16 protein-coding genes are annotated in these 20,624 nt (G+C 54.7%); 8 read left to right on the top strand and 8 right to left on the bottom strand.

Annotated elements, in window-relative coordinates; translation table 11 throughout:
- Window positions 1–106 precede the first annotated feature (106 nt).
- Window positions 107–1,453 (bottom strand): sodium-dependent transporter, encoded by a 1,347-nt coding sequence (locus tag WKJ03_RS07920; protein WP_337841640.1) that lies wholly within the window; start codon window positions 1,451–1,453, stop codon window positions 107–109.
- 255 nt (window positions 1,454–1,708) lie between these two features.
- On the opposite strand from WKJ03_RS07920, the gene WKJ03_RS07915 reads away from it, so the two are divergent.
- Together WKJ03_RS07915 and rsuA are read left to right on the top strand one after the other, a co-directional pair.
- Complete coding sequence (locus WKJ03_RS07915; protein WP_337841639.1) at window positions 1,709–3,196, top strand: thioredoxin-like domain-containing protein; 1,488 nt, start codon at window positions 1,709–1,711, stop codon at window positions 3,194–3,196.
- Between the two features lie 60 nt (window positions 3,197–3,256).
- Complete coding sequence (gene rsuA / locus WKJ03_RS07910) at window positions 3,257–3,949, top strand: 16S rRNA pseudouridine(516) synthase RsuA (RefSeq protein ID WP_337841638.1); 693 nt, start codon at window positions 3,257–3,259, stop codon at window positions 3,947–3,949.
- Between the two features lie 81 nt (window positions 3,950–4,030).
- Here rsuA and WKJ03_RS07905 read toward each other — a convergent pair whose 3' ends face one another.
- The 4 genes from WKJ03_RS07905 to WKJ03_RS07890 all read right to left on the bottom strand — a co-directional run bounded on the left by WKJ03_RS07905 (window position 4,031) and on the right by WKJ03_RS07890 (window position 10,035).
- Entirely contained in the window at window positions 4,031–5,179 is a 1,149-nt protein-coding gene (locus tag WKJ03_RS07905; RefSeq protein WP_337841637.1) for a tyrosine-protein phosphatase, read from the bottom strand.
- 21 nt (window positions 5,180–5,200) lie between these two features.
- Window positions 5,201–7,885 (bottom strand): TonB-dependent receptor, encoded by a 2,685-nt coding sequence (locus tag WKJ03_RS07900; protein WP_337841636.1) that lies wholly within the window; start codon window positions 7,883–7,885, stop codon window positions 5,201–5,203.
- Window positions 7,886–8,032: 147 nt separating this feature from the next.
- A complete protein-coding gene (locus tag WKJ03_RS07895) occupies window positions 8,033–9,169 on the bottom strand; it encodes a hypothetical protein (RefSeq protein ID WP_337841635.1) in 1,137 nt (378 codons plus the stop codon).
- The gene (locus tag WKJ03_RS07890; protein WP_337841634.1) at window positions 9,166–10,035 is read right to left on the bottom strand and encodes a hypothetical protein; all 870 of its coding nucleotides are present in this window, start codon (window positions 10,033–10,035) and stop codon (window positions 9,166–9,168) included. Before WKJ03_RS07890 ends, WKJ03_RS07895 begins: the two co-directional genes overlap by 4 nt.
- Window positions 10,036–10,283: 248 nt before the next feature.
- Between WKJ03_RS07890 and WKJ03_RS07885 the strand changes: the two genes are divergently transcribed.
- From WKJ03_RS07885 to WKJ03_RS07875, 3 genes are all read left to right on the top strand, one after another.
- Entirely contained in the window at window positions 10,284–11,012 is a 729-nt protein-coding gene (locus tag WKJ03_RS07885; RefSeq protein ID WP_337841633.1) for a complement resistance protein TraT, read from the top strand.
- Between the two features lie 132 nt (window positions 11,013–11,144).
- Window positions 11,145–12,113 (top strand): catalase family peroxidase, encoded by a 969-nt coding sequence (locus WKJ03_RS07880; RefSeq protein ID WP_337841632.1) that lies wholly within the window; start codon window positions 11,145–11,147, stop codon window positions 12,111–12,113.
- Window positions 12,114–12,206: 93 nt separating this feature from the next.
- Window positions 12,207–13,889 carry an alpha-amylase family glycosyl hydrolase gene (locus tag WKJ03_RS07875; protein ID WP_337841631.1) on the top strand — a complete coding sequence of 561 codons (1,683 nt, stop codon included), beginning with the start codon at window positions 12,207–12,209 and terminating at the stop codon, window positions 13,887–13,889.
- A 256-nt stretch (window positions 13,890–14,145) separates the two neighbouring features.
- On the opposite strand, the gene WKJ03_RS07870 is transcribed toward WKJ03_RS07875, so the two are convergent.
- A complete protein-coding gene (locus tag WKJ03_RS07870) occupies window positions 14,146–14,904 on the bottom strand; it encodes an SDR family oxidoreductase (protein ID WP_337841630.1) in 759 nt (252 codons plus the stop codon).
- A 109-nt stretch (window positions 14,905–15,013) separates the two neighbouring features.
- On the opposite strand from WKJ03_RS07870, the gene WKJ03_RS07865 reads away from it, so the two are divergent.
- A complete protein-coding gene (locus tag WKJ03_RS07865) occupies window positions 15,014–15,931 on the top strand; it encodes a LysR family transcriptional regulator (RefSeq protein ID WP_337841629.1) in 918 nt (305 codons plus the stop codon).
- Here the strand turns inward: WKJ03_RS07865 and WKJ03_RS07860 are convergent.
- Both WKJ03_RS07860 and WKJ03_RS07855 read right to left on the bottom strand, forming a co-directional pair.
- Window positions 15,895–17,517 carry a PAS domain-containing sensor histidine kinase gene (locus tag WKJ03_RS07860; protein ID WP_337841628.1) on the bottom strand — a complete coding sequence of 541 codons (1,623 nt, stop codon included), beginning with the start codon at window positions 17,515–17,517 and terminating at the stop codon, window positions 15,895–15,897. The genes WKJ03_RS07865 and WKJ03_RS07860 overlap by 37 nt on opposite strands.
- Before the next feature lie 81 nt (window positions 17,518–17,598).
- Entirely contained in the window at window positions 17,599–17,859 is a 261-nt protein-coding gene (locus tag WKJ03_RS07855; protein ID WP_337841627.1) for a DUF1289 domain-containing protein, read from the bottom strand.
- A 640-nt stretch (window positions 17,860–18,499) separates the two neighbouring features.
- On the opposite strand from WKJ03_RS07855, the gene ilvG reads away from it, so the two are divergent.
- Entirely contained in the window at window positions 18,500–20,161 is a 1,662-nt protein-coding gene (ilvG, locus tag WKJ03_RS07850; RefSeq protein WP_337841626.1) for an acetolactate synthase 2 catalytic subunit, read from the top strand.
- On the top strand, window positions 20,158–20,415 hold the full coding sequence (gene ilvM / locus WKJ03_RS07845; protein ID WP_337841625.1) for an acetolactate synthase 2 small subunit: 258 nt from the start codon (window positions 20,158–20,160) through the stop codon (window positions 20,413–20,415). Before ilvG ends, ilvM begins: the two co-directional genes overlap by 4 nt.
- The last annotated feature ends 209 nt before the right edge of the window (window positions 20,416–20,624 follow it).

Below are 20,624 nucleotides of genomic sequence, written 5' to 3'. Positions count from 1 at the left end.
GAGCAATTTGCCGTTATATCAGCATTGTGGCTGTCTTTTGGCAAGTAAAACAGCCGGAGCGGACTCTGGCTGCTCAATTCCTACGCTATTTGTGGGGCCAACCCGCTTAGCTGGCCCGAATCATCATAATGGCGACTATCGCAATCAGCACCGGAGACACCACAGCGGCCACCAGCCAATAGATCTTCTGTATCAGCGCCGGAACTTCACCGGCCAGAATGGTTTTAATCTGTGGCCAGATACGCCAGCCAACAAAGAGAGCGGCAAACATCCCGCCCAGCGGCATCAGCACGTTGGACGCCATAAAATCCATCACGTCAAAAGGGGTTTTGCCAAATATGGTGTAGCTTTCCATACCCCCACCAAAAGACAGGGCCGCCGGAATGCCTAACAACAGGTAGTTCACCAGGGCCACGCTCACAGTGGCCACTTTACGGTCCATGCCATATTCGTCAATCAGGAAGGCCACCACAGGTTCCAGAATGGAAATGGAGGAGGTGACAGCGGCAAACAGCAACAGGCAGAAAAACACCAGCGCCAGCACCTGACCACCGGCCATTTGGGCAAAGAGGGCAGGCATGGTAATAAAGGTCAGGCCAGGGCCAGCACCCGGGTCTACGTCAAAGGCAAAGACTGCAGGCAGAATCATCAGGCCAGCCAAAACAGAGGCCAGGGTCGCTAAGCCGGCAATCCATAAACCGGCACTGACCACTTTGGTTTCCGGGCTCAGGTACGAACCATAAGCCACCATTAAACCGGCACCGACCGACAGACTGAAGACCGCCAGGCCTAAGGCGTCCAGCACCATCTTGATGCTCAGTTTGCTCCAGTCCGGCGTAATAAAATACATCACGCCTTCCAGCGCGCCGGGCAAGGTCAGACTGCGTACCACCATCACCAGCATCAGCACAAAAAGGGCGGGCATCAGAATTTTACAAATCCGTTCAATCCCAGACTGCACACCGGCGATCACCACCAGCGCTGTAATGCCGAGGAACATCGCGGTAAAAATCAGCGAGGAGCCAGGGTCAGCAATAAAGCCGGTAAAAATATTATTCAGCTCTGTGGCATCTGTGGTCAGAATATTGCCCTGTACCGCCTGCACTATGTAAGCAATGGTCCAGCCACCCACCACACAGTAGAAGCCGAGTAATAAGAACACCCCAAGTACCGACAGCCAGCCAGCCACATGCCAATACCCTTTCCCCAAGGCACGGTATGCGGAGGTGGCCGATTTTTTCGCGCTGCGGCCAATCATCATTTCGGCCAGCAACATCACCACACCGACAGAAAATACACAGGCCAGATACACCAGCAGGAAGACACCACCGCCGTTGGCGCCTGCAATGTAAGGGAATTTCCAGATGGCGCCTAAGCCGACGGCGGAGCCGGCTGCGGCCAGAATAAAACCTATACGCGAACCCCAGCTGCCGCGTGATACAGAGTTAGTCATGCTGATCTCATTGTTTTAATTTTATTTGTGTCAGTACTCAGCTGCTGATGCGCATGGTTCAGCAGTGGGTTAAGTACGTGGTGCAGCAGCAAGATAGAGTAATAATGCAACCAAATGCAACCAAAAATCCGTGGTCAGGCCGGATTATCTGGTTAAATCCGCTATCTGGCTTGGCACATCCTGTCCAAACACCGAAAGAAATTTTTCATCTTCGCTGTCTATAGTAAAGAAGCCGGACTGAGGCAGGAGTGTCAAATGCGTTTAAAACTAATGGTTTGGGTAATAGTCATGATCGGCAGTTTAACTTTGGGTCTGCAAAAAGTGGCAGCACGCACCAACAGCGTCGATTTCCCGCCGTCCTTACCCTGGCTCAATGTCAGCCAGCCACTGACCATGCAGCAGCTGCGTGGCAAAGTGGTACTGCTGGATTTCTGGACCTATGGCTGTGTGAACTGCATTCACGTGATCCCGGACCTGCATAAACTCGAACAGAAGTACGGCGACAAGCTGGCGGTGATTTCTGTGCATTCGCCCAAGTTTGACAATGAAAAGCAGCTCAGCACCTTAAGCTCCATTGTGCGTCGTTATGGTATTCAGCACCCGGTGGTGAATGACGTGGATTTTGTGTTGTGGCGTCATTATGCCGTGCGGGCCTGGCCAACCTTTGTGTTGATTGCACCGGATGGCAAATATGTGGGGCAGACCTCAGGCGAAGGCCGCTACCAGCTGCTGGATGAGGCGGTGGCGCAACTGCTGGCGGAGTACAAAGGCGAGCTGAATACAGAACCATTGCCACTTAAACCGCTGGACCCGCTGAGCACCCCATTGGCCGCCCCAGGGGCTGTGGCGGTTGATGCGCGTTACATCGCCATCAGCGACACCCTGCACCATCAACTGGTGCTGCTGGACCATCAGGGCAAGCTGGTCAAGCGTATCGGCAGCGGCATTGCTGAACTCAAAGATGGCCATGCCAGCAGTGCTGCCTTTCATTCACCGCAAGGTATGGTGCTGACTGAAGATGCACTTTATCTGGCGGATACCGGCAACCATGCCATCCGTAAAATTGACTTAAAAACTTTTGACGTCAGTACACTGGCAGGCACCGGCGAACTGGGAGGCCGTTCAGCCGGCAGTGAAGACCCCCGCAGCATGGCGCTGCGTTCCCCCTGGGATTTAGCGCTGGATGGCCGCACCCTGTATATAGCGATGGCAGGCAGCCATCAAATCTGGACTTTGGATTTAGTGCGTAACCAACTGGAAGCCTATGCAGGTACCGGGCAGGAAGCTTTGCTGGACGGCCGTCGTGATGACGCGGCTTTTAATCAGCCGAGTGGCCTGGCGCTGGCCGCTGGCAAATTGTGGGTGGCCGACGCCGAAGCCAGCGCGGTGCGGCAGATTGATCTGAAGTCCAGCAAAGTCAGCACTTTGGTCGGGCAGGGCCTGTTTGAATTTGGCCTGAAAGATGGAGCATTCCGCCGCGCCTTACTGCAACACAACAAAGACGTGGCGGTGCTGGACAGCAACACCCTGGTGGTGGCCGACACTTACAACCACAGGTTACGCCTGCTGCATCTGGACAAAAAGCAGGTCAGCAGCATCAGTCTGAATCCGCCGCTGAATGAACCCGGTTCAGTCGCGGTCTGGCAAGGGGTTATTTATATAGCCGACACCAATAACCACAGGGTGCTGAGTTACCAGCCACAGACGGGGGAGCAGAAGGTGCTGAGCATTGCAGTGCCATGACAAGGCTGGAGTTGTGTTTCGCTTCTGGTTAGACTGGAACGCAGAAACAGGAAGCCCATGATGCGATTAGATAAGTTTATTTGTGACTGCACCGGCCTGACCCGCAGTCAGGCTGGCAAACTGATCCGGCAAAGCCTGGTCACAGTGAATGGTGTGACGGTCAAACAACCTGCACTGCAGCTGAAACCTGAGGATAAAGTCTGTCTGGATGACGAAGAGCTGCAGCTGATGGGGCCGCGCTACATTATGCTGCATAAACCAGCAGGTTATGTCTGCTCCACCGACGACCCGGACCACAACACCGTCTTTACTCTGCTCGACGAGCCGCTGACTGAACGTTTGCACACAGTAGGCCGGCTGGATTTGGACACCACGGGTCTGGTGCTGATCACGGACGATGGCCAGTGGTCGCATAAAATCAGTTCACCCAAACACCACTGTGCCAAAACTTACCGGGTCTGGCTGGCCGATCCGGTGCCGGACTCGGCCATTGCGCTTTTTGCTGAAGGTGTGATGCTGCGCGGCGAAAAAACGCTGACCAAACCAGCACAGCTGCAAATTATTGAACCTCAGCAGGTGCTGCTGACCATTCATGAAGGCCGTTACCATCAGGTGAAACGCATGTTTGCCGCTATCGGCAACAAGGTGGAGCAGCTGCACCGCGAACAAATTGGCGCTTTGGTGCTGGAGGACAGCCTGGCTGAAGGCGAATACCGTTTTCTGACCCCAGAAGAGGTGGCCTCGTTTCGTTGAATCGGGTTGCGGGGCTGTCGTGTTAGGTAGGGGCGGGTCTTGACCCGCCCCTCATCTGAACGCCGTGGTCCCGTGCTGAATTTACACCTTGGTCAGATAGAGCGAGCGCAGGGTTTCCAGTGAGGCTGGGGTCAGCCCCAGCTCTTTTTGCAGGTAGTGCTCGACTGAACCATAGTCCTGGTCAATTTGCTGGAAAAACGCCGTGATTAACGCCGGATCTGTGCCCATCATCACCTGAATCACTTCAGGTTTTAACTGGCGGAACATTTGGGTATGAGGCGACTGCTCTTTAGCACCGCCACTGGCCATTTTTTTCAGCGCCTGCATGCCAAAGTCATAGGTTTGTTCCGACAGCGCATAGTCGGCGACCACCACATCACGGGGCACCCCCAAAGCGGTGAGAATCAGCGCTGACGCCATGCCGGTGCGGTCTTTGCCTGCTGAGCAGTTCACCGCCAGCGGCGCTTTGCCTGCCAGCAGCTGGGCAAACATCTGTTTAAACTGACCGGCATAGCTGGTGGCACCTTTGCGGTAAAAACCACTGAACATCTGCAGTGCCTGCTCCCGGTTCTGCACCTGGGCCAGGGCTTTGCCAAACTCGGCGTTCATCATTTGCGCCATCGAGTAGTCTTTCACCAGCATTTGCGCTTCTGGGGCAAACTCTTTGTACAGGGTAGGCTCGTCGGCGCGCTCTTCGTTGGAGCGGAAGTCACAGAAGGTGCGAATACCGAGCGCACTCAGGTACTGGTAATCCGCGCCGGTCAGGTCGCTCATGCTGCCGGAGCGGAACAGCTTGCCCCAGACCACAGCCCGGCCATCGGCGCCTTTATAACCACCCAAATCGCGGAAGTTCACACCGCCCTGTAATGGTAATACACGTTCAGCCACCCAATAGCCCTCCTGCTGCTGCGGTTTAATAAACACATACTGGCGCTGCGCATCTTTTGCAGGCAACAGGTAACTGTTGCCATTCAGCTTCTCTGCAACCAGTTCCATCCTGGACTGATCCGGGCTGCTGGCACGGTACAAAGTGACAGGGCCCAGGCTGGCAGACCAACTGACCAGCACAGTTTGCGGTAACAGGGCTTTATCCTGTTTCACCATGACCGCCCCTGCGGATTGCAGGATGCGCTCATTACCGGTCTGGAAATCGCTGCTGGCCGCCAGCAGGCTGAAGCTGAAACCCGAAACTGCGAGCAGCAGAGTTTGAGTGATTGTATTGATGTTCATACCTATTCCTTCAATAAGACCTTAAAAACTGACTTTGACGCCGGCCATATAACGACGGCCAAAACCTTCCACTTCAATAGGGCGGCTGGCATCGCCTTCGAACCGTTCGCCACCTTCATCGGTGATGTTGTTCAGGTCGGCATACACGGAAACCTGGTCGGTCAGCTGGTAACGCACTGACAAATCCACTCTTTTGCTGTCCTGCCAGTAAATGTCGCCTGTGGCCTCATAGGAGATATCGTCCAGCCACTGGTCGCGCCATTGGTAATTCACCCGTACCGACCAGCCATAGTTTTCATAGAAAAAGGTGCTGTTTATCACGCGGTCTGAGGTGCCGGGTAAGGCCACTTTGCGCCCCTCTGGTGTGGCGAATTCGCTGTCCAGCAAGGCATAGTTAAACTGCATACCAAAACCCTGCAGGCTTTCTGGCAGGAAATCCCAGGGCTGAATGTAGGTCAGCTCCAGGCCGGTTAAGTGGCCACTGCCACCGTTTAATGTGGTGCTGTAGTCATACCCTGAGCGGTCGATGCCGTCGGTATCAAAACGGCTGTCGCCAACAGTGGTCACTGAGCTGAACAGCACATGGTCCAGTTCACGGTGGAACAGGTTGACTGAAGCCAAAGAGGCGTCGGCGAAATACCATTCCAGCGACGAATCCACACCTACGGCTTCTTCATCTTTCAGGTAAGGGTTACCGCCACTGATGCTTTCTTCGGTATCGCTGACAGAAGCGCCAGCGCGCACCTGACTGAAGCTGGCGCGGCTGGACCCTGTCACCCCGGCTAAACGGAATTTCAGATCCTCAGTGATATCCATATTCCAGTGAATACTGGGGAACAGCCTGGTGTCATCCCGTGACATGTGCAGCGCTTCGGTGGTTGTGGCTGTTTTGACAAAACCTGCACTGTCCAGGCTGACCCGCTCAGCGCGTACACCCATCAGTACCTGGTGTTGGTCCCAAGTCCAGGTATTCATCGCATAAGCGCTTTGAATATCTTCCTGCACTTCATAGGCACTGTCGGCAGAACGGAAGGTATCGGGGTTTACCAGGCCCATGTCGGTCAGGCTGGCCAGCGTCTGGTCTAACAGCTGGCGGGCACCGGCATTGTCAAAGTAATTTACGCTGAAGCCATGGCCCATATCTGTGTCCCAGGGTGTGCTGGTATTAAACTGGTTCAGGTCAAAATCAAGACCTGCCGCTTGCGCCAGTGGGCCGACATAAATAAAAGGTTGGGCCGAACCTGGTGACTGAGCTTCCCGTTGATCCAGCTGCACACCAAATTCCAGCCTGGCGTCGGCATCGGCATGTTTAAAGCTGTAGGCACCGTCGAGCTTCAGGCCCAGCGCGTCCGTGGTGTTTTCCATGTCATAGATAATCACGCCGTCAAAGCCAAAAGCGCTTTGGTTCAGCGCAGACACAGCGCTGCCACGGCTCATGCTGCGGTCCGCATTCACCACAGTGTTGTACAGCTGCATTTGTGGCAGGGCCGGATTGCTTATGTCGTAATGCATGGAGGCGAACTGCGACGGGTTGGTTTGCATCCGACGGATAATAGGTAAATTCACCGTGCTTTCGGTTTCGGTGTAATTGACCGACCAGTTCCACAGCCAGTCACCACGTTCATGTTCACCGGCCAGGGTGTTCACCCAGGTGGAGTTGGCGTAGTCACCGTCCTGATACATAGCGGTGACGGGCACCGCCACCAGGTCACCTGAGCTGACGCCACGGCTGCCGGACACGGAAGCCGCATCCAGGTCAAAGGTAAACTGGTTACGCAGTTCGTGGTCGAGAAATTCGGTATAGAGGCTGGACAGTGACAGATAGTCGTTGTCCGTGGGGGCAAACTCAAACTTCACGGCGCCAGAGTTGGTTTCGCGGGTAATTTTGTAACTGCGAACGTCAAAGCCGGTGGGGGCGCCATTGGCATCCCAGCTGGTTTCGTTGTTGTCCGTGGTTTGTTCATTGCTGTAGGTGGAACCTGCCACCATCACACCATAAGTGCCGTCGGACCAGGACAGGCGACCGGCATAACGTTCCTGATCACCATCCCCCAACTGGTTTTTACCTAAACCTAAATCCAGATCGGCAGCAAAGCCTGGTTGGGTCAGAGGGCTGAAGGTTTTAATATCCACCCGGCCAGCCACAGCTTCCGACGGCATTTGTGGGGTCAGGGTTTTGGCCACCACCACTTCACTCATCAGGTTGGCTGGTACGGAGTCAAAGCGGAACACCCGCTCTTCCGCACCTAAGACGTTCACGCCGTCAAAGGCCACCACTGTCCAGCGCGCAGGTGCACCACGCATCTGAATATAACGTTCCTGGCCCTGGTCGCGTTGCACCGCCACTGCAGGTAAACGGGCTAACGCAGCGGCAGCGGTTTGGTCCGGAAAGCGGCCAATATCGTCTGAAGCAATGACGTTGACCACGTTAGTGGCTTCCCGTTGAAGCGCAATGGATTGTTCCTGACTGTTGCGGATGGGGCTTGCGACCACAGAGATGCGTTCCACGGCTTTTTCTTTTGCCCTGGCGTTTGGCCGGGTGGCTTCACCACCCGCCTCAGCGACGGCGGCCTCAACAGCTTCAGCGGCGACATCTGCCAGCACTGGTGTTGCACAGGTTGCAGCCAATAACAGGCAACCCAAAGTAATGCGGTTCAGACGAAACGGAGCCGGACCCGTACGGGGCAGTCGCGTTAAAGCAGACATAAATTTACCTTCCTGATAGTGCGTGAATACAGTGCAGTGCCTGTCTGGCGGCTGCGTTTTTGCTCGCTCCAAGGTAAAAACTGAAGATGAAAGATTTGTGTATTGGATGTCTCTGCGGCGTTTAGAGACATCTATAAAGAGGCAGGCTCAGATGAGTTCTATCTGCTCTGGGGTTGTCATCATTCTGTAATGAGAACGGCTGGATTTGACATCTTTATGACAGTCGAACAGGAACTGCTGCGCCAGCGCCGGCCCCAGCTGTTGTTCCAGTTCATCCCGCAATTTGCTGCGGTTCTGGTCCAGGGTTTTGGCTTTGACTCCGGCTTCAATATCCTGCAGTGCTTTTTTATGGCCATGCCCCTGCAGCATCAAAGCGGTTAATTCGGTGGCATAGTCGGTGCTGGGTCTGTTACTGGCGGGGTTCAGTACCCAGCCATCCTGCAGCGCAGATTTACGCCGGCTGGCATACCAGTAGTAATACAGAAAAGGCGTACGGCTCAGTTTCAATTCCAGGCCATGCACCCAAAGCTGGCCTGTCTCCAGCTGGAATTTCAGTTGGGGCTCCGCCGTGGCGACAGCCCAAATGGCCGCCGGGTCATCCGGTCGTTGCCGGGCGGCCAGCACCAGCCAGTCCGGTTCATTGCAGTGCAACTGATGCCGGATGCCATGGTTGATTAAATCCAGACAGAGCTGGCTCGGCAGCAGGGGGCTGATCTGCGCAAAGAGTTGCCAGTGAGGCTCCTGCCAGTGCTGACGACAGTCCTGCAACACCAGTTTCTGCTGGGTGTCGCTGCCAGGTACAGCATTCTGCAGCAGGCTGTGAGTCAGTTGCTGCTCTCTGGGGCTGAGGACCGTCTGGCTCAATTGAGTGCTAAGCCAAATCAGGGTTAGCATCAGCGCCAGACAGGCAGACCAGCTGAGGGCCGACGGGGTGCACACCGACTGATAGCGGGCGTAAAAAGTCACCAGACCGGATTGCCACACCAGCGACGCATCCACAGGCTGGCCTTCGCCTATGGCTTCAAAACTCGCCTCACACACCAGCAGTTCGTCAGAGGCCAGGCTGGTGCTTTGTTGATTCAGTTGCGCCAGCAACGCAGGAAGCAGCTGACGAATGTAGCCATGGTTGTTTTGCAGTGTGGCTTCGACCACGGCCGGCAACTGGCTGGATATCTGCCCGGATAACTGGCGGGATTTGTACAGGCTGGTGCCCAGCAACATCAGTCCAAGCAACAGCAGCCAAACCAGGGGCCACAGCAGGTGTTTGTTCCGGCTCAGACTCATGGGCATGGCACCTTGATCACACCATGCCAGAGCCTGGATTCTTTCAACAGCCCGGCCAGCTCGCAATTCAGTGGAGCCAGGCTGTTATGCAGGTAAAAGCTGCCACCATTGCTGGTGCCGGACATTGGATGCAGATGGGCCATTGGCAGCGGCTGCCCGCTGACATCGTAATAAGGTGGGGGGTCTGTGTCTGACAGGGCCACCCCTTGTTTGTTGAGTAATACAGCAGGGTAAAGGCTGATTTCACCCCGAGCAAAGGCATCTGTTAAGGCCTGTCGGTCGGCATAAAAACGGAGAGTCAGTTCAGACAAACTCAGATCCGGCAGCTGCAACGATGCCAGTGGCAACTGATAACCGCTGTAACTGTTGCGATCCGCCAACAAGCCTATCTGTTGTTGCCGGACAAAAGTGGCATTCCAACGGGGAATAGCCGACTGACTGATCCAGAATACGCGGTAATTCGGGTTGGCCCAGAGTTCGGTGTAGTAGGCCTCAAAGTTATGCAACACAGCTTTCAGGGTTTCAGGTCTGGCCCAGACCAGAGCGTATTTGCCCAGGATCAGGTCATCGGCCTGTAATTCACTGAGGGCAGGCCAATGCAGCTCAACCTGCTGGTAATGCGCGGCCAGCAACGGACTCCTGCACAACAGGGGTAACAATGCCTTGGCTACTATGGGAGATGCCAGCACGGTCAGGCTCTGTGGCTGATTGCCATTGTTAATCGCACAACGTTCTGAACTGTAGGGCTGAATATCAAAGGCTATGGGCGCAGACGCCAGAGTCCAGCCCAGCGCCAGAAGCAGCAGGGCAGCGGTCAGGCCGGTCATAGCCCAACGGAACTGCAGTGGTGTCAGATACCTGGTCAATGTCAGCGCTCCAAATTCCAGCGCATCACTTTAAAGATTTTGTATGACAATCAGGTGACATTGGGTGTTGGCGATAAATTGCCCTAAGCAATTATTCAGAATAGGTTCAGGCAGTTAGCGCTACTATTGGCTTGAAACGGCAGCAACAGCACAGGCTGTTACAAATATTTTTAGCGATGTACAAGCTCAGCCAAGGGCTGTCCGTATAAACTAGGCCCGTCTTTATGACAGTCAATATGGAGTTATGTATGTCAAAATTGAAATTCGCTGCAGCGGCCCTGGTGGTTGGTGCACTAGCTTTATCTGGTTGTTCTGCCACTCATACTGCTATCAGCAAACGGAATCTGGATGTGCAGACCAAAATGTCTGACACCATCTTTTTAGATCCTGTTGCTGATGACAAACGCACAGTGTTTGTGCAGGTGCGTAACACCTCAGACAAACAGGGGTTGAGCCTGGAACCTGCCATTATTGAAGCGGTACAGTCTAAAGGTTATCGCGTAGTGCGTGACCCGGAACAAGCCAACTTCCTGTTGCAGGCTAATGTGTTACAAGCTGGTCAGACCGACCTGCGCGCCCAGAATGAAGCCTTTGGTGGCGGTTTTGGCGGTGCTTTAGTCGGTGGTGCTATTGGTAACCAGTTTGGCAGTGGCAGCGGCCGCGCTGCAGCCACAGTAGGTGGCGCCTTGATTGGTCTGGCGGCTGACGCTTTAGTCAAAGATGTGCATTACAGCATTATCACCGACCTGCAGATCTCTGAGCGGGCGAAAAAAGGTGTGGTTGTAGTGGAAGAAAACAAGGCCGCATTGAAGCAGGGCAACAGCGGTTATAAAAACGTCAGCTCCACCGAAGAAACCGAGTGGAAACGTTACCAGACCCGCATTATGTCGACCGCCAATCAGGTCAATATGGAGTATGTTGAAGCTGAGCCTGCGCTGATCCAGGGCCTGGTCCGCTCTATCTCCGGCATCATGTAAGTTTTCTACCTGTTGATGTTCCCTTAGGCCGGCTTTGTCCCAAGCAAAGCTGGTTTTTTTTCGTGGGACGAAAGTTAGTGCTGGACTCAGAGGTCTTTTCTGGTCACTTGCGAACCTTACAGGAAACTCACGATGAAGCCACTCACCCTTGCCATACTGCTGGTGTTAAGCCCTGCCCTGAACGCCGAAACTGCCACACCAACAGCCCTGATCGATACCTTTGCCAAGCTGTTTGGTGAACATAAAGGGCAACGGAAAGGTCACGCCAAAGGCTTTTGTGCTGCCGGTGAGTTCACGGCCTTGCCTGCCGCAAAGCCATTCAGCCAAATCAGCTGGCTCAGTGGCGCGACTGTGCCGGTCACGGCACGTTTTTCCATGGCTGGAGGTAACCCGAAAGCGCCGGAAAACAGCCGCAGCCCCAGGGGGATGGCGTTGCAACTGAAAAGCCCCAATGGCGAGCTGCAGCACTTTGCCATGCTGAACACCCCCATCTTTGGCGCCAAAGATCCGGACGTATTTTTAGGTTTATTACAAAGTTCCTTGCCAGACTCAGTTACCGGCAAGCCCGATTTGGCCAAAGTTCAGGCCTTTCGTCAGGCCAATCCGTCCACCTTGCCGCAAGCGGAGTACCTGCAAAAAAACTCACCTCCCTGGAGTTACGCCACCAGTTCTTATTTTGGTATTCACACCTTTTTCCTGACCGACAGCAGTGGCAAAGAACACAAAGTGCGTTGGCATTTTGTGCCTGTTGATGGTGTGAAGGGGCTGACTGATGCAGAAATCAAAGCGCCACCAACCGATTTTCTGCAGCAGCGGCTGGCCACCCGGTTGCAGCAAGGCCCGGTGCACTGGACTATGCAGCTGGTGCTGGGCGAGGCTGCTGATACCGAGACTGACCCGTCGCAAAGCTGGCCTGCAAGCCGCACAACCCTGGATATTGGCCGGTTGAGTATTCAGCGTCAGGGTGACGACGCCTGCACCGGCATTAATTTTGACCCCAATGTGCTGAGCACAGGCGTCAGGGCCAGCAGTGACCCTGTGTTGCAAATGCGTTCCCCCGCTTATGCCATCTCCTTTGGCAAGCGCCTGACCGGCCAATAACAGCGTCAGTCGTTTCGCATTCGTATGCAGTCTGGCCCGGTCCCGGCTTTTTGACTAAGCTGGGGCCAACAAGAAAACAACAGGGATCAGACGATGTTTAAATCAACAGTTATAGCGCTTTCACTGGCGCTGGCGTTAAACGCCTGCACCAAAGCCCCGGACAACAACACAAGCAACGCGGTGGCCGCCGCACCTGCTGCCACAGCTCAGGCGCAAGCGCCCTGGTGGCAGGACGCTGTGGTCTATCAAATCTGGCCCCGTAGTTTTTACGACACCAATGCCGACGGCATTGGCGATTTCAAGGGTATTCAGGCCAAACTGCCATACCTGCAGGATTTAGGCATTAACGCCATCTGGCTGACCCCTATGTTTGAAGCGCCGTCTTACCATGGCTACGACTTCACTGAATTCTATGAGGTGGAGCAGGACTATGGCAGCATGGCCGATTTTGAAGCCCTGGTGCAGGACGCCAACAGCAAAAATATCAAAGTGATTCTGGATTTGGTGATTAACCATATCTCCAGCGAACACGACTGGTTTAAACGTTCTGCTGCCGGTGAAACCCCCTACAAAGATTATTTTATCTGGCGTGACGAACTGCCACAGGACGGCTGGGGCCCGGCCTGGAACAAAGAGGTGAAACCTGAAGCGGTCTGGCATTGGAACGAGCAGCGCAAGGCCTACTATTACGCTGCTTTTGGCGCGTCACAGCCCGACCTGAACCTGACGCATCCGGATGTGGTGGCCGAAATGAAAAAAGCCGCCAAATTCTGGCTGGATAAAGGGGTGGCGGGTTTCCGGCTGGACGCGGTGCGTTATGCCATTGAAAACGGCCCGGGTCAGCAGGCAGATACACAACAAACTATTGATTATTGGGTGGACTTTACTCAGTACGTCAAAAGTGTAAACCCTGAAGCTTATCTGGTCGCTGAGGCCTGGGTGGATATTCCGGTGGCGGCCCGTTATTGGGGCGAAGGCAAAGGTCTGGACGCAGGTTTTGATTTTGACTTTGGCTACAAAGTGTTGGAGCTTTTGAACGCCGGGGCACAAAACGCCGAGTTTGGCACCATGGCGCAGCACAAAAGAGCCGGCAACAGCCTGCAAAACAACTTTGAGGACCGCAAAGCCTCTGGGGCGCCTTTTGAGTTTTTCAGCCCCTTCCTGACCAATCACGACCAGCCCCGGCTGGCCTGGCAGTTGGGCCGTGATTTCAACAAAGCCAAGCTGGCGGCCGCCATGTTATTCGCATCCCCAGGCACCACTTACATCTATTACGGCGAAGAAATTGCGCTGACCCAAGCGTCGGACAAAGAGCATATGCACCGCCGCTCGCCTATGTTCTGGGATGGCTCCAATCAGGCGGGTTTTACTACAGCGGATAAAGTCTGGGTGCAATCGGACCAGCTGTTCCCGCCTCAGGGCGACACCAGCTGGTGGGCTCCTTTTTTAGCTGAGCAGCTAAAAGGCGCCACTACGGTAGCGGCGCAGCAGCAAGACCCGAAATCGGTCTGGTCTTTGTATAAATTCCTGATCGCACAGAAAAAACGGCCGGAGTTTGGCATTGCAGGTGAGTACAGGGCCGAACTGTTGGCCGACGGCAAGCTGCTGAAACTGAGCCGTACTTTGGGGCCGCAGCAGTCCGTGATCTTGCTGAACCTGTCAGCAGAAACGCAGGCCATTCCGGCAGAACTGGTGCCACAGGGCTTACACATCAGCTGGCAGGAAGATGAAACGCCTGAATTGGGTGCTTACCAGCTGCAAATCTGGCAAAGCTAGAGCACCGATTAGTTTAAGAAGTGAGCAGCAGAGCAGCCTGAAAAAGGCTCAATCAAGGCGTAACAGCGAAGGAATAGTGGGGCTCTTTCGAGCTGTTACAACGCGGAGTGAGGGTTTTTCAGGCGCTCCCGTAAGGGCGAAATCAGAATGGCCGCATTCGGCGTTAGATTTTCTCGATTTAGGCCCACCCCGCTTCATTGTTTACCCATGTTTGCTGTAGGGGAGGGTCTTGACCCTCCCGAGCCCCGTATCAGGCTCACAAATGAATACCGCCAGAGGCTTCAATACGCTGGCCGTTAATCCAGCCGCTGTGATCCGATAACAAAGCCACCACAGCCCCGCCAATATCATCCGGCAGTCCCACCCGGCCCAAAGCCGTTTGCGACGCAATCAGCTGGTTTAAACCGGCGTTGTCGCGCACCACACCACCGCCAAAATCAGTTTCAATGGCGCCCGGTGCCAGCGTGTTGACCCGGATGCGGCGTGGCCCAAGTTCCAGTGCCAGATAACGGCTGAAGACTTCAATACCCCCTTTCATCATGGCGTAAGCGGCGTAGCCAGGCAGCGAAAAACGCGCCAGACCACTGGACAGGTTCAGCACCGCGCCGCCGTCTTTCAGTTGTGGCAATAAGGTTTGTGTCAGGAAGAAGACGCCTTTTAAATGCACATTGACCATGGTGTCAAACTGCGCTGCCGTGGTTTCGCTGATCGGGCTATGTACCCCAGTCCCGGCATTATTGACCAGATAATCCAAGCGGTCACGTTGCCAATGTTGCTGTAAGGCTGTGGCTAACTGCTTGGAAAAGTCGGTAAATCCAGCAATGTTGCTGGTATCCAACTGAAGCGCAACCGCCTTGCGGCCAAGGGCTTCAATGGCGCGTACGACCTCTGCCGCCGCCTCGGCCTGGCTATGGTAGGTGATCACCAGGTCGTGGCCTGCTCTGGCTAAGGCCAAGGCAGCGTTTTTGCCCAAACCGCGGCTGGCGCCGGTAATTAATGCAATTTTTGTGTTCATGCTGTGCTCCTCTGTCTGGATGATGCCTAGCTTATTGCATGGAAATATCTGGATAAACGCGCTAATTTCGAAATCACTATTCGTAGTATCCGGATAAACAGGCCAAACAATGGACAGAATTTTGCAGATGCAGATCTTTGTGCGGGTGGCGGAACTGGGCAGCTTCAGCCGGGCTGCTGAGCAACTCGGGCTGCCAAAAACTTCAGTGTCGGAAGCCGTGCAGCAACTGGAGCACAGTCTCGGCAGCCGCTTGTTGCACCGCACCACCAGACGGGTGGAACTGAGCAGTGACGGCCAGCAATTCCTGCGCCGCTGCAGCGAGTTATTGCATGAGTTGGAGGAGTTGCAGCAGCTGTTCAAACCCGGCGATCAGCAACTTAACGGCGTGCTGCGGATTGATATGCCCACAGGCTTGGCGAAAAATCTGGTGTTGCCCAAGCTGCCTGCCTTTTTGCAGCAGCACCCGGATTTGCAGTTGCAGCTGTCCAGCACAGACCGGCGGGTTGATTTAATAGCCGAAGGTTTTGACGCCATAGTCCGGGTGGGGGCGCTGAAAGACAGCAGCCTGATCGCCCGGCCGCTTGGGCAGATGAACCAGATTAACTGCGTCAGTCCGGCTTATATCCAGCGCTTTGGTACCCCCACGCGGCTGGACGATTTAGGCAGGCATCAGCTGGTCAATTACAGCCAGCAACTCAGTGGGCAAAAAGCCGAATTTGAATACCAGCAGGGGACTGAAGTGAAGCGTATCCGCATGCACAGTCAAATCACCGTCAATAACACTGAAGCTTACAGCGCCGCCTGCCTGGCCGGGCTGGGCCTGATCCAGCTGCCGGAAAGTGGTGCCCGGCCTTACCTGCAAAGCGGTCAGATGATTCAGGTGCTGGCTGATTTTAATGCGCCAGCCATGCCGGTGAATTTGCTGTATGCGCACCGTAAGCTGATGAGCCGGAACTTAAGGGTATTCAGTGACTGGCTGAGTCAGCTGTTTCAGCCAGGTGCTGCGGCGGCAGGCAAATCGACGTAAAAGGTACTGCCCTGATCCGGTGCGCTTTCAAACCACAACCGGCCGCCATGTTTTTCCACCAGCGCTTTGCTGATACTCAGGCCCAAACCTGTGCCGCCAAACTGGCGCCGGTCTGAGGTATCGGACTGGCTGAATGGCTGAAAGATGCGCTCTTTAAAGTTATCAGCAATGCCGGGGCCCTGGTCGGCAATGGCGATACGGCAGCCAGTGCCCAGACACTCCAGCCGGATCTGCACCACAGCCCCGGCCGGAGAGAATTTGGCGGCGTTGGACAGCAGATTGCCCATCACCTGCATCAGTCGGTTGCTGTCTGCATTCACCCAACAAGGGCAGCCGGGCTCTGCCAGCTCAAAGCTGACCTGATGACTGATGGCATAACCTGACAGTTGCTGCACAGCGGTGCGTAACCAGGGCCCCAGCTGAAAGCAGCTGAGGTCAAAGGCCAGCTCGCCCGCTTCAATTTTTTGAATATCCAATAAGTCATTGATTAAGCGAATTAAATGCTGGCTGTTCAGTCCGGCAATTTCCAGCATGGCGCGAATTTTTTCCGGTGGCTCGCCCAATGCATTGCCCAGTACCAGCTTCAGTGCCCCGTGGATGGAGGTCAGTGGCGTGCGCAGTTCGTGGCTGACGGTGGAGACAAACTGGTCCTTCACCTGCTCCAGTTTTTTTCGGGCTGTAATGTCTTCGTACACCGCAATACCAAAGCTCAGTGTGCCATCGGGGTCATACCCAGGCCGACCCCATGCCTGCAGTAAACGGGCGTCATTGTGTTGCTGCAGCTGCAGGTTATCCATTTGCACCCGTTCACCCAATAAAGCGCGTTGCTCCGGCAACTGGCTGTCGTCCAGCGGGCAGGCCTGTTGGCCCAGCAGCAGGTTCAGCTGAGTCTGATCAGCGTCAAACCACTGCTGGGCCGTTTTATTGCGGTAAAAAGGCTGGCCCAGTTTATTCAGTACCACTATGCCCAGAGGTAAATCTTCCACCCATTGGCGGAACTGATGCTGGGCATAGGCCTGCAGCGCCGCACTGTGGCTGACCACGGTGCGGAACACCACCACAAAAGCAATAAAGTTCACCGTCAGGTAAGTGGCCCAGGCGGTGGGGTCTGTCATATAAGAGCGCACATTAAAGGGAATGCTCAGATAACCGTAAATAAAGCCCAGCGCCAGGCTGAGCAGGCTCAGTGAGGCCGCCACGGCCAGCAGCACTGTGACCAGGGGCCGGAATAACAGATGCGATACCACACAACTTAACACCAGCCACCAGATGCCGGGAGAAGCAAAACCAAAGTGCATGGCACCCGGCAGACCAATCAGCCAGAACAGCAGGATCAGCAAACCCCCTTTGAGTGCCGTCGTCAGCTTCGGCAGCAGCCAGAGCCCCGCAATAAACACCGTACCTACGGCAATATGCAGGCTGTACAGCGGCAACCAGCCGGTATTGAACGCCCGCAAACAAGACAAAGGCACGCCAAACAGCGAAATCAGTGCAAAGTTACGCCACAAGGCGTCAGCAAATTCGCCCCGTATATGCTGAAGTTGCTTTTGAAGGATTTCGGATGACTGGGATAAAATGGCGGACACTGCTGATTTCCAGGAAATGTTCTGAATCCACTGTAGCCATTGCGCTCAGAATGCGCAATCCATCTAGCTATTGCGGCGGTCTCAGAAACCAAACAGGTCTGGCGTTGGATCCGCATCTGCTTCCAGGCTGCTGTCTGGTTTACCAGCCAGCCGGGCGGCATCACGGCGGGCGCGGCGTTGCTCCAGCAGTTTCAGAATACGGGCACGTTCGGTCACCGGCTTGTTATGCCAGTCAAAACGTTCATCGCGTGAGCGCAGGCAGCCAACACAATAACCGCGGTTATTGCTTGTGCAGACCCCAATACAGGGGTTGGGTAAGTCGAATAGTTCTAACTGATCCATACCTGCTCTTTATCCCCGTCGCCCTTGCAGCTGCAGCTGTGTGGACTGCAGCAATAAGCGGCTTGGAGATAGCGTTACTGATTTGTTTGACCACAGCACAGTCCGGATAACTGCCTGTGCGGCTTGTAATTTTTTTACAAAACGCGGCAAAAAGCAAAAATAGTTGTTGACTAAAGATGTTTAGACGGCTATTTCTAGTAGCGCAATTTTCCGGCATCCAACGTAAAAACAGCGCCGGAACACTAAATAAACAAAATTAACCTAAGAGTTAAAATACAAAAATGCGTTTAGCTTCAATTCTGAACATTATTGTGGTCCTCGTGCTCGTGGTGATTAGTCACTGCGGGGGATCGCGTTTGGAATTTTAAGCAGCAAAAAATTCTCAACAAAACCCCCGCACCGAAAGGTTCGGGGGTTTTGTGTTTTAAGGTCCCCGAAAAGTTTCGAAACAGGTTTTGTTGGTTACTTGTATCAACGATAGAACACAAACTGACTAAGTTGGCCAAAGTAATTGGCGTTGCAAGCCAGATGAATACGTAGGGGCGGGGTTTAGCCCCGCCCGTCCAGCGTCCAAAGCGGTGCCGGGTGAGTAGTCAACAACGCGGCAGCCTCAAGTACGAGGCCAAATAGGGGATAGGGTATGAAAGGCGCAGAACTGGTGATAAACCTGCTGGAACAACAAGGAGTTGAACATGTGTTCGGCTACCCCGGCGGTGCCATTATGCCTATTTACGACGCGCTGTACGGCAGCAAGGTCAAACACTACCTGTGTCGCCATGAACAAGGCGGCGCGTTTTCAGCCATTGGTTATGCCCGCAGCTCCGGCAAAATTGGCGTCTGCATGGCCACCTCAGGCCCGGGCGCGACTAACTTAATCACCTCGTTGGCCGACGCTTTATTGGACTCAGTGCCCGTAGTAGCCATCACTGGCCAGGTGTCGCAAGCCGTGATGGGCACCGACGCTTTTCAGGAAGTGGACGTATTGGGTTTAAGCCTGAGCGTGACCAAACACAGCTTTATGGTGCGCGACGTGGCAGAGCTGGAAGCCACCTTAAACCAGGCTTTTGAACTGGCCGTCTCTGGCCGCCCCGGCCCTGTGCTGGTGGATATTCCAAAAGACATTCAACTGGCCGAAGTGCAGCTCAAACCCCGTTTAGTGGCCGACAATGTAGCCGAGCCAGCCGTTACCCATTTACCGGTTGCCGCCTTGGACCAGGCCCGTTTGCTGATCCAGGGCGCGAAAAAACCAGTGGCCTACATTGGCGGCGGCGTGCATATGGCGGGCGCCGAAGCACAACTAAATGCCTTTTTAAGCCAAAGCCCTATGCCGTCTGTGACCACCTTAAAAGGCATGGGCACAGTGGCGGCGAACAACCCCTATTACCTCGGCATGTTGGGTATGCACGGTACTCAGGCCGCTAACTTTGCAGTGCAGCAGTGCGACTTACTGATTTGTTTAGGCGCGCGTTTTGACGACCGCGTCACTGGCAAACTGGCGGCTTTTGCACCGGACGCCAAAGTGATCCATATCGACATAGACCCGGCCGAACTGCACAAGCTGCGCCGCGCCGACTGCGCCATGCTGGGCGATTTACGTGAGCTGCTGCCAGCCATGTCAGTCCCCACTTACTGCGCCGACTGGCTGGCACATTGTCAGCAGTTGAAGCAGCAGCACGGCTGGCGTTACGACCACCCGGGCGAGCAGATTTTTGCGCCTTTAATGCTGAAGCAACTGAGCGACCGCGCGCCCGACAACGCCGTGGTGTGCTGCGACGTGGGTCAGCACCAGATGTGGGTGGCGCAGCATATGAGCTTTTCCAGCCCGCGCAACCATTTAAGCAGCGGTGGCCTGGGCACTATGGGTTTTGGTTTACCGGCCGCCATTGGTGCTCAGCTGGCGCGGCCAAAAGACACTGTCATAGCCGTGAGCGGTGATGGCTCCTTTATGATGAATGTGCAGGAGCTGGGCACCATCAAGCGCTTCCGGCTGCCGGTGAAAATTGTCATTGTCGATAACCAGAAGCTGGGCATGGTGAAACAGTGGCAGGAGCTGTTTTTTGACGAGCGCTACAGCGAAACCGATTTGTCGGACAATCCGGATTTTGTCTCGTTAGCCGCTGCATTTGCCATTCCTGGCCACAGCATCAGCCGCAAGGACGAGGTGTTACCGGCGCTGGAGGCGATGTTTACCTGGCCTGGGCCTTATTTACTGCATGTACGAATTGACGAAAAAGACAATGTCTGGCCTCTGGTACCGCCGGGCGCCGCGAATCAGGATATGTTAACGGGAGCGAACAAATGAACCATGTTTTAACGATACAGACCAAAAATGAGCAAGTGGCGTTGGAGCGTGTGTTGCAGGTAACGCGCTACCGGGGTTTTGAGCTGGCGTCTTTTGAGATGAAGCCCATGGCGGATTTCAGCGGTTTGCTGTTGACCTTGTCTGTGACCACTGACAAGCCCATCAGTTTGCTGACCAACCAGTTGGCTAAGCTGTATGACGTGCAGCATTTGGAATGCAAGGCGGCAGGCGCTGCGGGTTCGATGCGGGCTTGATGGGCTGGGGTTGTTGATGGTTTGGTGGCACGGAGTAGATGGAGCGGCTGCAAAGGGTTGTTGCATTCCAACAGCGACACGCCCGTGAACCCATCCCTGGGGGGCTCGTTTCGCGCCGTCCCTGGCGCTCAACGGTCGCTTTATGGAACACAGCAACCCTTTCGGTAAGTTCGTTCTTTGCCGTAGACAAAAAGACGCAAGCCATTAAA

The sequence above is a fragment of the Rheinheimera sp. genome (assembly GCF_037442525.1).
Taxonomy (GTDB): domain Bacteria; phylum Pseudomonadota; class Gammaproteobacteria; order Enterobacterales; family Alteromonadaceae; genus Pararheinheimera.
This window is presented reverse-complemented; position numbering and strand designations above follow the sequence as displayed.